Genomic DNA, 15,147 nt, shown 5'->3' with positions numbered 1-15,147 from the left:
GTTCTCAAAAGAGCAGGATGATGCCTACGTTCGCGGCTTCCTTGGACGAATGCTCTTCAGCGGCGATGAGTCACTCAAAAAGGTAAAGGTTCTTTCCGGCGGTGAGAAAGTTCGCTGTATGCTCTCAAAAATGATGCTCCAGAACGCAAATGTCTTGATTCTTGACGACCCTACGAACCACCTCGACCTTGAGGCAATCGAAAGCTTGAACCAGGCACTCGTTCAGTTCCCTGGCGTAATTCTCTTCACAAGCCACGACCACGAATTCATTCAGACAATCGCAAACCGAATCGTTGAGATTACACCAAAAGGCGTGATTGACCGAATGATGCCGTTCGATGACTACATGGCAGACGATTCAATCAAAGCCCTTCGCAAGCAGTATTACGAAGGAAGCGACAGAAAGATTAAGTTCTAGTCACAAATTAGAATTAACCCGAATCAAGCGAATTGGCATGAAAGCGAGCAGAATCAGTGCAGCTTCGTGCCATTCGTGTTTTTCCTCTTATATTTTGCATTTTTTCAAAATCAGTTATATAATAATTGTATGGCTTTTTTTGATCAGACGAGCAACTATGACAAGCTCCTAAGCAAGGCCGTGAGCAGCATTCATCCGCTCATGATTTTCTGCAACTTGTCAAATGATTTTTACCAGATTATTTCATACAGCAATACCGTACTAAAAGACTCCATCGCATACACCGGAAGTTTCGAGTCATTTTTAGGCACAATCAAAGCTTCCATACTCAACAAAGATTATGCAAATCTTTTTGCCGCATCTTTCAACAGGCAAAAAATTCTCGAACGAATCAAAGACAATAATTCTCCAATCACACTGCAATTTCCGTACGCTTTCACGGAGTCACACGAGCAGTGGATTGAATTACAACTGATTTTCGTAGGCTCCGAGCAGGACAATGTACAGGCAATAATCCTCGGTAAAAACATAAACGAGGAAGAGCTTAACGAAAAGGAAAAAAAGCGCAACAAAAATTTCCTTGAGATGCTCGCCTCAGAATATTCAGATGTCTATTATGTCAATCTAGACACGCTTGAATTCTTCATCTACAATTTTTCCCCGCGAGTTGAAAGTAAGATGAATGATTTAATCAACTCTAAGATTCCGTTCACAAAAGTCGCAGAAATATACTCCGAAAAATACATTTATGAGGACGACAAGGCTGATTTTCTAGCCCATTGTTCCCCTGACTATGTCGCAGAACAGCTCGCCACGAAAGACAGATTCTTCCACAGATACAGGAATGAACTCAATCAATACTGCGAGATGAAATGTGTCAAAGTAGGTGACTGGGAAAAGGAGAGAACGGTTGTTTTCGGTTTTGCCATAAAAGATTCCGAAATCCGGCGCGAACTGAAAGCTCAGAAGGCACTAAAAGAAGCCAAAGAAAAAGCAGAGAAAGCAAACGCAACAAAAAGCGAATTCCTTGCACGGATGAGCCACGACATACGCACTCCAATCAACGGTGTAATCGGAATGGCCGAGCTTGCAACAAAAAACATGTTCCATCCTTACAAGGTCGAGCAATGCCTTCAAAAAATCATGAAAGCAGCGTTTCATCTCAACATGCTCGTAAATGACATCCTTGACATGAGCCATATCGAAAGCAAAAAGCTGGAGATTGCCCACCGCTCGATGAACATTCTTTCACTTGCCGACGGATGCCTTTCAATAATCGAAGGCCAGCTCATAAACCGCAACCTAAAAATCATTACGGATTTCGACGATTTCGAGCATCCATTCTTGCTTGGTGATGAGCTTCATTTGCGGCAGGCACTTGTAAACATTCTCGGAAATGCCGTAAAATTTACCCCTGACGGTGGCAAAATCACATTCAGAATAAAAGAACTTTCTTCCGGGCAAAAAACCGTAACTTACAGGTTTGAAATCGAGGATACCGGAATAGGAATGAAAGCAGAATTTCTGAGCCATATCTGGGAAACATTCTCCCAGGAAGACGGTGGCGCGCGCTCTGAGTACAAAGGGGCAGGGCTTGGAACGGCAATCGCAAAATCCCTAGTCGAAATGATGGGCGGCACAATAAGTGTAAAATCCAAGCTGAATGAAGGAAGCACATTTACAATTGACATTCCATTCGCTATAGATGACAGGACGGCAGCCGTAAGGAAAAGTGAATTTCTGGAAGAAGGCGAAAGCAACGAGACTTTGTTCGGCTCAAGGATTCTTCTGGTCGAAGACAACGAAACAAACCGTCTGAGCGCAAAAGAACTTCTTGAGGCAGACGGAGCATCAGTCACAACGGCTGAAAACGGAAAGATAGCCGTAAAACTGTTCTCAGAATCAAAACCAAATCACTATGATGCGATTCTCATGGACATAATGATGCCGGTAATGAACGGAATTGATGCCACAAAAGAAATCCGTTCTATGGACAGAATCGATGCTCCAATCATACCAATTATCGCGCTCACAGCAAACGCATTTGAAGAAGATGTCAGGAATTCCCTTGAAGCAGGAATGAATGAGCATCTGACAAAACCTCTGGAAATTTCACGGGTCGTAAAAACACTGCTGAAGTGCATGAGGCAAAAATCACAGATGCAGACAGAGCAGCTCAACAAGATAATCGAAGAATCAAACAACAAGGATTCCCTGACAGGAGTAGGCAACGAACACGCTTTCGAAGAAGCAAAAATCTCGCTTAACGAAGATATAGAAAGCAATCCCGACACCGAGCTTGGAATCATTATGTTCGATATTTGCGACGACACATCAGACAAAATCATTCTCTCAGTCTGCAAGGGAATTTGCAACAAGTTCAAGCACAGCCCTATATTCCGTACGCAAAAAAATCAATTCACGGCGGTACTGCATGGAATCGACCTTAAGAATGCAAAAAGCCTGATTGATTCATTCATATCTGATGGAACTGTCAGCACCTTCACAAAGATTGGAATGGCATATTACATTCCGTCCGAAGACAAAAACATAAATCATCTGATAAAAAAGGCTGAGAAGGAAATGTCAAAGAGCAGAATAAGGCAGGCATATTAATCAATGGAATCAGAAAAAATAGAAAATTCCTCACGATTTTTCAAAAACCCAGCCTGCACATATTTTCCATGCCACGAAGGGCTTGACGCAGACGGATTCAACTGCCTCTTCTGTTATTGTCCGCTATATACACGGGAAGTCTGTCCAGGAAATCCGACATTCATAAAAAAGGAAGATGGAAGAACGATCAAGAGATGCACGGACTGCACATTTCCGCACCGTTCAGAAAATTACGATCGGATTATGAATCTTCTGAAAACTGTCAGAACCAGCAATGATTTTGAAGAATACCATCACGGTGGCGAGCGATGCGAAGAAATCACCCTTGATATGTCAGTGAACACAAATCCGACGGGGCTTCCTGCTGGTGTAAGGAATGCAATTCTGTCTTCTGTTGATTTACTTGAGCGATATCCTGACCAAAACTGCACGCTTCTTAGAAAAAAACTTGCACTCTCATTAAAAGACATGTTCTGCACGGAATCCCAGGAAGACAGATTGGATTTTCCTCCTAAAAACATCGTTCTCGGAAACGGAGCGAGCGAACTGATTTCACTTTTCGTTCAGGCTGTTTCTCCGAAGAACGCGCTTCTTATTTCTCCGACTTTTTCCGGCTATGAGCGGGCATTGAAAAATTGCCGCACAAAAATCTGTCATCATATTTTGAGCAAGGAATCTGATTTTACTTTGGACGACACGATTTTTTCAACTATCAACAAAACATCTCCGGACATGATTTTTATCTGTACGCCAAATAATCCTACAGGAAAAATGATTGATTTTGATCTGCTCAAAGAATTAATTGAATTTTGCAATGAAAAGGGGATTTTTCTTTTTGTTGACGAATGTTTCATCGGCTTTACAGACCGTGAGCAAGAATCCGCCGTTCAGTTTACCGCAAAAAATTCGCATCTGATTGTCCTAAATGCCTTTACAAAGATTTACGCGATGGCAGGAATCCGGCTCGGATTTGCGGTAACATCAAATCAAGGCCTGATGCAGAAAGTCAAAAGCCTTGCACCGGAGTGGAATGTATCAAGAATTGCCCAGATTGCAGGAATTTCTGCCCTTGAAGAGCATGATTATATTTTAAAATCCAGGAATCTAATCCGTGAGGAAAGGAATTATCTGACAAAAGAACTCAAAGCTTTGGGTTTCAAAGTTTATCCGAGCAACGCGAATTTCATTCTTTTTGAGGATGTCAGGGCGAATCAGACCGAAAACAACGAAGAACCACATCAAAACAATGACAGCATGTATGATTTTCTGAACAATTCACTCCTAAAACATGGAATTTTGCTCAGAAACTGCGGGAATTTCAATGGGCTGAACGAAAATTTCTGGAGAACAGCCGTCCGAACGCACGAAGAAAACGAAAAACTGATTGAGACTTTAAAATTGCTTCACAGCCCGGAGTTCCTGACATGAACATCTTAATCTCAGGCGGTTGCAAAAACGGAAAATCATCTTACGCACAGAATCTCGCTATAAAACTTGCAGAAAAAACTCCTGAAATTCCAGAAAACAAAGTTGCGAATCCGCCATCCCTAATTTATTTTGCGACAATGATTCCGCATGACAGCGAGGATGATGAGAGAATCCAAAAACACCGAGAGGATCGCAAAAATCTCGGATTCAGCACGGTTGAATGTGGGAAAAACATATCTGAGGCCGCAAAAAAACTGGAGCCGGGCAGTGTCGTTCTTTTTGACAGCTTGACCGCCCTTGTCGCAAACGAAATGTTTGACGGGAGGACAGATTTTGATTCTCTTGAAACCGAAGAGGAGACAATCCTGCAAAAATTACAGGACGAACTCAAAATCCTTATGGCACAAGTTTCATCAGTAATCTTCGTGACTGATACAATCTTCAATGACGGAAAAATTTACGACAAAACGACGGAATTATACAGAAAAATTCTTGCAAAAACCGAGCAATTCGTCGCAAAAAACTGCGACAGGGTGGTAGAAATGACAAGCAAATTGAAAATCGAAAGTGGAAATAGGGCAGAAAATACAGGGAATATAAACAGCACAAATGAGCCGTCCAATTCTCATCTTATAATCGGGGGAGCTTATCAGGGAAAAACGACCTGGGCCAAGTCAACATTTATGCTTTGTGAAAACGATGTTTTTGTCTGTAGCACGGATTTTCCGCCGGATTTTTCAAAAAAATGTATCACCCATTACGAAAATTATATCGGTTACTGCCTCAAGAACGGACTTTCACCAAAAACTGACTTTTCAGCCGGAACAAAAGACAACGGAACAAAAATAATCATTTGCGATGATATTTTCTGCGGGGTCGTTCCTATTGATGCTTTCCAGCGGAAGCTGCGGGAAGAAACAGGCCTGGCACTTCAAAAAATCGCAAGGAAGTCCAGCGTTATGCGCATTTTCTGCGGCATTCCACAGCGGATCAAATAAGGCTAGGGGGAAGAAAAAATCCTGAAGAAGCAGGAAATTTTATATATTCCGGTCGACAGAATACACATTATAAAAAGCAATATAAGTTCTTTCTTGAGTGAAGATGCCTGACCTTTAGCCTAAAAAAATCATCCCAGGACATCTCCCATGCGGGTAAACGCACTCAGACTTTTTACTTTTTCTTCTTCTCGGCTTTTCGCTCCATGAGATTGTCGCGCTGCTCAATAAGCTGTTTATTAATCAATGCGATTCTCTCATAAAGCTCGAAATATGAGATTGCGTTGTCCCTTGCTGAATTCATGTTTTTTTTCGGGCGCAAAATCTTTTCTTTGAAGCGGGCGTTGATTGCAATCATCTCAGAATGTTTTTCCATCGCTTCAAGAGAAGCCTGATATGCGGCGTTTATCTCGCTCGTCCAGCCGGTGATGTCCGGTTTTGCAAGAGTTTTGATTTTGTGAATCGTAACAATTTCCCATATTTTCTTTCCGAAGTATTCTTCCAGAGCGTTTCGGAAAGGTCTGTCTTTCTGGAACAGAAGTTTTGCAGTTACTTTCGTTCCGTCAGTCTCATCAATGTTAAAGTCACACAAAGAGTCTTCTTCGAGGAACGGCTTAGCAAGCTGCGAAGCAAAAAAGCCCTTCACTTCTTCTTGGCTGCACTTGAAAGTGTATCCATAGACATTTCCCCACAAGCCTGTGCTCAGCGACTCCCGGCGACGCTGGTTCGTAACCGGGAAAATATATGCCTTTTTTATCTGAATAGACTTTGGAAGATGACGGTTCAAGGCTTCGATAAAATCTTTTTCACTCGTATTTTCGTAAAGAACAGTTGAAGCAATCTCTGCATCAGATGAAATTCCAAGAGACAATGTTGAAGCAAATTCAAGACGAGGAAGCGGGTTAAAGCCCGTAGTATAAATCACAGGAAGGTTGCATTTTATGAACGCCCGGTTGAAAAATTCAATCTGAGAGAGATGCGAGATGTATTCGCCGCCGTTTTTCTTGGTAAATTCAAAAATAACACGGTACATAACAGGAATATTCCATTCAGGGTAGACAGAATTATTAACAGCCCGTTCACTTTTTTGTACATCTTGAGGTTTATTATCAATATTTACGCAAGTTTTATTGTTGCATACGCCACATCGGTGGTCGCAGTTTGGAGAGCATTTTGGAGTCAAAACTTCCTGCTCGTGTTTATCCCATTCCTTTTTGTAAAAATTCTTTGCAACTCCGAGCGAAACTGAATCCCACGGAAGAGCCTCTTCCTTGCTGCGCTCACGGAGTATCGATTCTTTTACATCATAATCCGCTTCGTCAAAGGCTGATTCCCAATGCTTTAGGTTTTCTTTCAGATGATTTTCCCATGCGTCAAGCCGTGCGCCCTTCTTATACGCCGAAAGAATAACCTTCCCTGCCCGTTTGTCTCCGCGCGAAAGAAGTCCTTCAAGGTAACTTGTATTAATATCGTGAGTTCCGACATGGAATTTTCCACGAGGAAGATGCTCTCGGATATATGAAAGTTTTCGGTCACTTTCTTCTGGGGAAATCTGCCTTACCCACTGATAGGCCGTGTGAGGCTTAGGGATAAAAGTTCCGACGTTGACATTGCACTGAATTCGAGTCTTATTCTGCAAATCAATCAAGAAATCAACGATAGCTTTTTCTTCGGTAAGTTCCTCAGTCTCAGGGAAAGGAAGCCCGACCATAAAATAGAATTTTGCCTTGTTCCAGCCGCGTTTTTTAGCATCAAGAATGACATCTACAAGGTGCTGGGCGTAAACTTCCTTATTAAGACGAAGCTGCCAGGCTTCTTCCGGGGTCTCTACCGCAAAAGTAAGGCCTGATTTTCGAACTTCCGATAGTTTTTCAAGCAAAGGAAGGGAAAAACTATTTACTTTTAATGAAGGAAGCTGGAACGAAACATTCTGGCTCTTGTATTTTGCATTCAAATCATCAAGAAGGTTCTCAATGTCAGGATAATCCGCGCTTGAAAGCGATGTGAGGGATATTTCACGGTAGCCCGCAACATTCACGAGCTTGTCCACATCGTCAAAAATGAGCTGCTTTTCCTTGGCCCGCTGCGGCCTATAATAAACTCCGGCATGGCAGAAGCGGCATCCGTTCGGACAACCGCGCATAATCTCAACCACGCCATGATCCTGGACAGGCTTAACATTGGGAAGCGGCATGAATGACTCTACTGAAGGAACTTTTCCAAAATCAGCCCAGACAGCCCGGCGTGCGATGCTGTGGCCGCAAGTCTCTTCGCTCATGTTCTCTGTCCACACGCTTGGATGCTGAGCAAAATGTGCCAGAATCTCGCTTCGGCTTGCACCATTCTTTTTAAGTTCTGCACATTCTTCGATAAGGTCAAACATTCCGCCCTCGGCCTCACCGATGAAAACAGCGTCAAAAAAGTCTGCGAAAGGAGCAGGATTTGTTGAGCCACAACCTCCAGCAATTACAATCGGGTCGTTCTCTCCCCTGTCCTTCTTTAAAAGCGGAACTCGCCCCAAATCAAGGATTGAAAGCGCGCCTGTGATTCCAAGCTCATAACCGATTGAAAAACCAATCATGTCAAGCTCATTCAACGGCATTCCGGTTTCAAGCGTGTACAAAGGAGCGTCAAATTTTTTGAGCAGGTCCTCAAAATCAGTCTCGACTGCAAAAACCCGCTCACATCGTACATCTTTTTTTTGATTGAGTCCGTTATAAATGATTTTGATTGCCTGATTTGCCATGCCGATTGTGTAAACATCAGGAAAAGCCACACAAAAATTAAAAAGACCGTCATTTTCAGCATGATTCTTAACAATCTGCCCGAATTCACCGCCAATATAGCTTGACGGATTCTGAACAGAGCAAAGAGAATTTCCAAAAAGTTCAATGGGATTAATAAGTTTCATAATATTCCTAAAATTTTGACGCAAATAACGCAGATTTATTTATCCGCGTTTATCTGTGTTCATCTGCGTCTAATAATTAAAATCCGAATTTTCTTGATGATACGCTCATCAGAAGACCAACGCAAATCATCGCCGTCCATAATGAAGAGCCGCCGTAGCTTAAGAACAAGAGCGGGATTCCCGTAATAGGCATGATTCCCATTACCATTCCGACATTAACAAGGAAATGGAATACAAACATTCCCAAAACACCAGAAGCAATCATGAGCCCGAATGTGTTGGAAGCGTTCTTGATAATGAAAATTGTACGCATAAAAATCAAAAAGTAAAGCGCAAAAACCGCCATGCAGCCCACAAAACCAAGTTCCTCAGACAAGATGCTGAAGATAAAGTCCGTACTCTGCTCAGGCAAAAAGCGGTAATGACTCTGAGTTCCCTGCAAATAACCTCGGCCGAACAAGTTGCCGGAGCCGATAGCAGTCTTTGACTGAATGATATTCCACCCTGCTCCACGAGGATCAGCATAAGGGTCAATAAATACGATAAGTCGCATAACCTGATATTCTTTGAGAACCTTGCCCGCAAAATACGAGAAAATCAAAGCCCCACAGAAAATAGCCGCGAAATACGAAATCCAGTAAAAATATTTGTTGTGGCGATAGAAGAACATTCCGAGAAGAGAAAGAACGCCGATTGAACCTGTCGCAAAAATAAGGATTAGCCTCAATGTTGTATTTGTAAGGATGCGGATAAAAATTACGGAATGATGCGCAATCTGGCTTTCCCAAATTGGCAGAACAGTAAAAATAATAGTCATCATACCGCCGAGGAAGATAAGCAGAATGTATCGGACAGGAATCCCGGCGATAAAAGTCATCGCAAGGAAAATCGGGAAATAAACAAGAGATGTTCCCAAGTCCGGCTGAGCGAGAATAAGTCCCATCGGAATGAACATGATTCCCAGGGAAATAATAAAACGCTTCCGTTGGTCCTGGGTCTTCTTTGTTTTATCCAGATACCATGCAAGGAAAAGAATGAATACGACTTTAGTGAATTCCGACGGCTGAATACCAAAAGGACCGATACCAAGCCAGCTTCTCGCACCGTTTACATAACGGCCGAAAAATTTTGTAAAAATAAGGACACCGCACGCCGCAACAAAAATCTGAGGAACATAGCGGCTGATTTTTCTGTAATCAAAGAGAGACAAGGCAAGCATAAGAAGAATGCCGGTGCTTCCCCAAATAATCTGCTTTACATATTCAGAAGAAACATTCATTCCTTCCGAGTTAATTCCAGAAGAATATATAAAAAGCACGCCGAAAGTAACAAGCGCGACAACGCAGAAAAATAGAATGAAATCAAAAAATTGCAGGAATTTTAAATTCAGTTTCATAGTATTCTCCCTATTCCTGTCTTGCGCCCACATGCTTGCGGGATGTTATAACTTCACGGACATTTGCAGGAAGCGAATTAACAGCCTCCTCATAGCTTTGGTTCGCAAAGATTCCTTGAAAAATGATGTTCGTTGCATAAGGCGCCCACCATTCCCAATCATTCGTAGCCTCGACTAGAACAACGACAACGACCTGCTCCTCGACCGGCGCATTGAATGGCGCGTAACATGCCATCCATGAATGCCAATGGTCAAGGGAACCAACCTCAGCAGTACCAGTTTTTCCGGCAATCTGGACGACCTTGTTGTTGAGCGGGAAAGCAGGAGTTCCGTCGGTGATTGTGTAACGCATTGCGTTCTGCACTTCACGCCAGACAGAATCATCGATATTTGACTCATGGAGAACCTCTGGCTTAACCTGCTCAATCACCTCATTAGTAGCCGGATCCCGAACTTCCTTTAGAAGATGAGGGCGATAGATTTTACCAGAATTTGCGACCATTGCGACCATATTGGCAATATGAAGCGGAGTCACGAGAGTGTATCCCTGACCAATCGACATGTTCATAGTGTCACCGCCAAGCCATTTCTGATGATATTTTCGCTCCTTCCACGGTGCTGTCGGAACAAAGCCAGCCTGCTGAGCCGGCAAGTCAATATCAAGGCTCTCACCGAAACCAAATTCCTTAGCATAAGAAGAAATCTTATCAACACCTAGGAAATCACGGCCAACTACCCAATAATAAACATCACATGACTGCGCAAGGGCTTCTTTCATATTGAGATAACCATGACCCCACTTCTGATGACAGTGGAAAATTCGGTTACCATAATCAACCCGGCCCGTACATTCAACATCCTTTGAGGAAGGAAAAGCCTTTTCCGCAAGCATAGCCGTTGACATAATGATTTTAAATGTCGAGGCAGGAGGATATGCTGCATTCACGGCACGGTTCAGAAGAGGCCTGTTCGGGTCATTCGCAAGCCTTGTATACTGGGCAGCAGCATTATCATCGTTAAAAAGATTCTGGTCATAAAAAGGATATGAGACAAGGGCAAGAACCTCACCGTCACTCGGACGAATTACAACAGCAGCCCCTACCCGTTCACCAAGAGCTTTTTCGGCAAGTTCCTGAATCCGCATGTCTATGGTAAGGACAAGATTTTTTCCCATTTGCGGAGGCTCAACAATCGGCGCATCCGAAAGGACATGACCGCGTACATCGACAGTACGGCTTTCCCGCCCCTGAATTCCCTGCAGGCGAAGGTCGTACTGCTTTTCAATGCCAGTTTTTCCGACTACTGATTTGTTTGAATAAACCCTGCGGCCATCCTTGTCAGTGACATTGTACATTACCTTAACTTCTTCGTTCGTAATATCACCGACATAACCTACGACATGAGAAATTGAGCCTGTCTCGACATAGTTACGGACAGGCTTGCTCCTCCATGACACGCCTGGCAAATCTGTGACATTCTCAGCGATGTTTGAGATTACTGAAAAAGGGACATTTGAGCGAACTTCAACCGCAGTATAAGAACGGCGCAAACCGGCCGGAACCTTGCGGTCAATCTCCTGTTTTGAGATTCCAAGATAAGAAGCAAGCCTTGAAGCCACGGAATCATAATGTCCGTTAGGGATTTCAGCAGGAATCAAATCGATAGCGAAAGAATCTGTATTGATGACCATTGGCATTGAGGCATTTCTGTCAAAAATCTCGCCACGCTGGGCATCTATGGTCTTTACCTGGCTGGAGATTGTCTGAGACTGTTTTCGATACTGGGCACCTTCAATAACCTGAAGCGAAAAGAGCTTAAGCACATAAACGACAAAAATAAGGGAAATTAAAAAGCCGAGAATAACAACCTTTGCGTTCTGCTCAACCGAACCGTTTTCGGACTCAAAAAACTTCGTCATTTACGAGACTTGCTCCGGATCAAGAAGAATTACATTACTGAAAATGCCAAGGAATTTAAATACAAGCGGAGTCAGGATAGAATTTGCGGCAAGTTCGAATAAAAATGACTTTGACAAAAGCGAATAAGGCACGACAGAATCCGGGAAAAACACCGAAATCACGAAAATCATGAAGACCTTCATCAAAGTTGCGACAAAACCAATCAGAATAGGAAGAAAAACTCCGTCCATATTGAGGGTTTTGTTGAAAACTCCGGAAATATAACCGATTATCGTCCTGAAAAGGCTGTGAAGTCCAAACGGAGATGCGCTCAAAAAATCAAGGAAAAGTCCTGACACGAAGCCTGATGAAACTCCGAAAAGCCTTCCGTTATGTACGGAAACATAAAGAGTTACAATAAGAAGGAAATCAGGAACAGCCGGAAGAAAAAGCATGTTCGAAAGGATTGCAGTCTCAAAAACAACGAAACAGAGAAGAATCAATGCCGAAACAGAAAAAGACTTTATCACACCCCGCCCCCTACTTAGCAGTCGCAGGCTGAGAAGAAATGCCTGTACCTAGTTTTTCCAAATCAGAGACAATCACCATTTCAATCCGTGAAAAATCAATGACGGGAGCAACTTTTATGTTTAACGAAGAATCATAATCAAGAACCTTAATTTCGGAAATCGAGCCGATTGGAATATCGCTGATGTAATTGCCGCCCTCACCGCTGGTAACGATCAAATCACCAACCTGAAGCTCATTCAATACCCTCTTCTTGATATAAGTCATAACCAACGGAGAATCCGAAGAGCCGTCGCCAGTAACGATACCGATATCACGAGTATTCTGGATTCGAGCCGAAACCGAACATTTTGTATCATAGATTGGCATTACAAGGCTCGTTCCGACACCGACAGTGACAACCTTGCCGACAAGACCAAGGATTCCCCCCTGAACGGCAAGAACCGGCATATTTTTGCGGATTCCGTGACGGCTTCCTTTGTTGATTGTGAAAGCTGAGTACAAGCTGTCAGGGTTTCTTCCGATAATCTGAGCCGGATAATTGCGCTCCGTAAAGCTCTGAGAAAAATCAAGCTGTTCCTTGAGCCTTTCATTTTCTTTTATATGTCAGTGTTCGCGCGCTGTAGAATCTCATAATTTTTAAGCCGCTCAGTAAGCTCACGGTTTTCCTCGCGGAGCCGAGCAAGCTCATGAACTGCATTGAATGTATCACCGACTCCGTTAGCAACCGCACTAACTCCTTTCTGAACGGAAGACAAAACGGTAAATCCGAGGCTCTGGAAGTTAATCACAAAGCCACCGGAATGGAACGCAAGCATTACGCCAGAAAAGACAACGAAAACAATGAGAAGAAGTTCAGATAAACCGAATCGAAATGAATGTCTAGAAGAAGCCATGCAGAGCAACCCGTCAAGAATTAGTCGTTGAGATTGTCGTAAATAGCCCTGTCAGAAGACATATTCTTGAACAAATCGAATGCCATGCCAGCACCGAGAGCTACACATTCAAGAGGCTTCTCTACCGGGAATACAGGAACACCAGTTTCTTTTGAAATAAGTTTTGGCAATCCCTTGAGCATACTTCCGCCACCACTCATAACGATACCGCGCTCAACGATATCAGCGGCAAGCTCAGAAGGAGTTTCACCCAAAGTGACTTTTATAAGCTCGACGATTTCGTTTACTGTTGATTTAAGAGCCTCACGAACCTCTACGCTGTCGATTTCAAGGCGGCGTGGAAGACCTGTAATCGCATCATTACCACGAACTTCCATCTTTTCGATGGCTTTGTCTTTGTCAGAAAGGGCATTTCCAATCTGAATCTTGAGCCGTTCTGCTGTCTGCTGACCAATGCGAAGGTTGTGAACATTGAGGACATATTTCATGATGGCTTCATCAAATTTATCACCACCAACACGGATTGCCTTTGTGACGACCATGCCGCCCAAAGAAATAACAGAAACCTCTGTTGTACCACCACCAATATCACAAATCATGTGACCAGCAGGCTCGTTGATTGGAATCTGAGCACCGATTGCGGCAGCCAAAGACTCTTCGATTACATCTACCTCTTTTGCTCCGGCTTTGAGGGCTGTCTCAATTACAGCTCGTCTCTCAACCTGAGTAATGCAAGAAGGAATACCGATTTTCATTCTGGTAGATTTAAAGAGCTGGTGACGCGAGATAACCTTTGAGATGAAATATTTAATCATCTTCTCACAGCTGTCAATGTCTGCGATAACACCGTCTGCAAGCGGACGGATAGCCTCGATGTTGCCAGGAGTTTTCCAAAGCATTCGTTTAGCCTCGGCACCTACAGCCCAGACATGCTTTGTTCCCTTTTCAACGGCGACTACCGAAGGCTCATCAACAACGATGCCCTTTCCGCGCACATAAATCAATGTATTACATGTACCTAAATCAATACCAATATCAGTTGAGAATCGGTCCAAAAAACCCATAAAAAAAGTCCTCCCAAAACTTTTTATTTATAATCAGCCATTTTTTTCAATGCGAGAGGATGATTATTTTGAATTCGCAAAGCCTTTCTCCATTCAGAACGGGCTTTTATGACATCACCCCTACTCTCATATATTACACCTAATCCGTACAAAGAGTCAGCAGAATTTTCATTTTTTTCCAAAATAAAATTAAATTCTTTTTCGGCTTCATCGAATTGGTCTCTTTCAAGATAAATATTTCCCATCAAAAGATGGCTTTTAAGTATAATCTGCTCGTCCTTGCAGTTCTGTGAAATTCTGAACAGATACTGCTCGGCGGCATTATCCTGCCCGACATTATGATACTGCTCGGCAATTGAAAGAAGAAGCATATCATCATCGCTGACAAGCAGGGCTTCGGTAAAAGCGGAGATGCTTTCCATTGTCATTCCAAGAGAAGCATAGCTAAGCCCAAGCAATTCCGGTATGTCATCAGCCTTATAACCGTCCTTTTTGGACTTAAGAAGGTAATGAACCGCTAAATCCGCATAATAATAGTAAGAAGATTGAAGATTCTTGTAAAAATAAGCCTTTCCAAGCATGTATTCAATCTGAGAGACTGAACCGAATTTTGCTCCCTGCAACGCTATTCGAAGAGAATTGATTGACTCATCGATAAAGGCAAGAGACTGAACCACATCACTGTTAGAAACTGCAAGAAAAAATGCCGCATATCCGTTATAGGTTCTGGCAGTGATATTGAAAGGTGATTTATACAGGATTGCCGAGCTTATATCGTAAACCTGCTGGTAATCATATTTCTTCCATTTAGACTTTAAATTGATTATTGAATTTCCGTTGTTCAGATTTGAATCGATGGCGCGCCATGCAAAAAATGCGCCTGACGACACTGCAATCAAAATAAAGGTGGAAACGACAAGTTTCTTAAAAAAATGATTTTTTTTCTTAAAGATTTCCCTTGATTGCAGAGCCTTTAATTTCATCATCCCCGTTCCAC

Annotated in this window: 12 protein-coding genes; 4 read left to right on the top strand and 8 right to left on the bottom strand. The window is 42.9% G+C overall.

All coding sequences use genetic code 11. The annotated features are described in order from the left end of the window. The 4 genes from IJJ71_RS05625 to IJJ71_RS05610 form a co-directional block, all read left to right on the top strand. Positions 1 to 418, top strand: a 418-nt coding sequence (locus IJJ71_RS05625) for an ATP-binding cassette domain-containing protein (protein WP_296845842.1), incomplete at its 5' end; no start/stop codon positions are given. Between the two features lie 129 nt (positions 419 to 547). Continuing rightward, positions 548 to 3,034: an ATP-binding protein gene (locus IJJ71_RS05620; protein ID WP_296845840.1), complete on the top strand. Its 2,487-nt coding sequence runs from the start codon at positions 548 to 550 to the stop codon at positions 3,032 to 3,034. 3 nt (positions 3,035 to 3,037) lie between these two features. After that, on the top strand, positions 3,038 to 4,462 hold the full coding sequence (locus IJJ71_RS05615) for an aminotransferase class I/II-fold pyridoxal phosphate-dependent enzyme (RefSeq protein ID WP_296845838.1): 1,425 nt from the start codon (positions 3,038 to 3,040) through the stop codon (positions 4,460 to 4,462). Next, on the top strand, positions 4,459 to 5,460 hold the full coding sequence (locus IJJ71_RS05610) for a bifunctional adenosylcobinamide kinase/adenosylcobinamide-phosphate guanylyltransferase (protein WP_296845836.1): 1,002 nt from the start codon (positions 4,459 to 4,461) through the stop codon (positions 5,458 to 5,460). Before IJJ71_RS05615 ends, IJJ71_RS05610 begins: the two co-directional genes overlap by 4 nt. 172 nt (positions 5,461 to 5,632) lie before the next feature. On the opposite strand, the gene IJJ71_RS05605 is transcribed toward IJJ71_RS05610, so the two are convergent. The 8 genes from IJJ71_RS05605 to IJJ71_RS05570 form a co-directional block, all read right to left on the bottom strand. Beyond that, complete coding sequence (locus IJJ71_RS05605) at positions 5,633 to 8,368, bottom strand: TIGR03960 family B12-binding radical SAM protein (RefSeq protein WP_296845834.1); 2,736 nt, start codon at positions 8,366 to 8,368, stop codon at positions 5,633 to 5,635. 76 nt (positions 8,369 to 8,444) lie between these two features. Next, on the bottom strand, positions 8,445 to 9,758 hold the full coding sequence (rodA, locus tag IJJ71_RS05600; protein ID WP_296845844.1) for a rod shape-determining protein RodA: 1,314 nt from the start codon (positions 9,756 to 9,758) through the stop codon (positions 8,445 to 8,447). A 16-nt stretch (positions 9,759 to 9,774) separates the two neighbouring features. Beyond that, entirely contained in the window at positions 9,775 to 11,682 is a 1,908-nt protein-coding gene (gene mrdA, locus IJJ71_RS05595) for a penicillin-binding protein 2 (RefSeq protein WP_296845833.1), read from the bottom strand. Continuing rightward, on the bottom strand, positions 11,683 to 12,192 hold the full coding sequence (gene mreD / locus IJJ71_RS05590) for a rod shape-determining protein MreD (protein ID WP_296845832.1): 510 nt from the start codon (positions 12,190 to 12,192) through the stop codon (positions 11,683 to 11,685). A 10-nt stretch (positions 12,193 to 12,202) separates the two neighbouring features. Beyond that, a complete protein-coding gene (mreC, locus tag IJJ71_RS05585; protein WP_296845843.1) occupies positions 12,203 to 12,793 on the bottom strand; it encodes a rod shape-determining protein MreC in 591 nt (196 codons plus the stop codon). Beyond that, a complete protein-coding gene (locus tag IJJ71_RS05580; protein WP_296845831.1) occupies positions 12,790 to 13,086 on the bottom strand; it encodes an MreC domain-containing protein in 297 nt (98 codons plus the stop codon). Before IJJ71_RS05580 ends, mreC begins: the two co-directional genes overlap by 4 nt. Before the next feature lie 20 nt (positions 13,087 to 13,106). Beyond that, positions 13,107 to 14,150, bottom strand: coding sequence for a rod shape-determining protein (locus IJJ71_RS05575; protein ID WP_296845829.1), 1,044 nt, complete (start codon positions 14,148 to 14,150; stop codon positions 13,107 to 13,109). Positions 14,151 to 14,173: 23 nt separating this feature from the next. Beyond that, positions 14,174 to 15,136, bottom strand: coding sequence for a tetratricopeptide repeat protein (locus IJJ71_RS05570; RefSeq protein ID WP_296845828.1), 963 nt, complete (start codon positions 15,134 to 15,136; stop codon positions 14,174 to 14,176). Between the last annotated feature and the right edge of the window lie 11 nt (positions 15,137 to 15,147).

The organism is Treponema sp., assembly GCF_017430385.1.
Lineage (GTDB): Bacteria > Spirochaetota > Spirochaetia > Treponematales > Treponemataceae > Treponema_D.
Note: the sequence above shows the minus strand (reverse complement) of the source record. Positions and strands in the feature narration are given on the sequence as shown.

Excerpts from the sequence above, each read along its gene's own strand:
- IJJ71_RS05620 (WP_296845840.1), top strand. The coding sequence starts at position 548 with ATGGCTTTTTTTGATCAGACGAGCAACTATGACAAGCTCCTAAGCAAG.
- IJJ71_RS05615 (WP_296845838.1), top strand. The coding sequence starts at position 3,038 with ATGGAATCAGAAAAAATAGAAAATTCCTCACGATTTTTCAAAAACCCA.
- IJJ71_RS05610 (WP_296845836.1), top strand. The coding sequence starts at position 4,459 with ATGAACATCTTAATCTCAGGCGGTTGCAAAAACGGAAAATCATCTTAC.
- IJJ71_RS05605 (WP_296845834.1), bottom strand. The coding sequence starts at position 8,368 with ATGAAACTTATTAATCCCATTGAACTTTTTGGAAATTCTCTTTGCTCT.
- mrdA (WP_296845833.1), bottom strand. The coding sequence starts at position 11,682 with ATGACGAAGTTTTTTGAGTCCGAAAACGGTTCGGTTGAGCAGAACGCA.
- IJJ71_RS05580 (WP_296845831.1), bottom strand. The coding sequence starts at position 13,086 with ATGGCTTCTTCTAGACATTCATTTCGATTCGGTTTATCTGAACTTCTT.
- IJJ71_RS05575 (WP_296845829.1), bottom strand. The coding sequence starts at position 14,150 with ATGGGTTTTTTGGACCGATTCTCAACTGATATTGGTATTGATTTAGGT.
- IJJ71_RS05570 (WP_296845828.1), bottom strand. The coding sequence starts at position 15,136 with ATGATGAAATTAAAGGCTCTGCAATCAAGGGAAATCTTTAAGAAAAAA.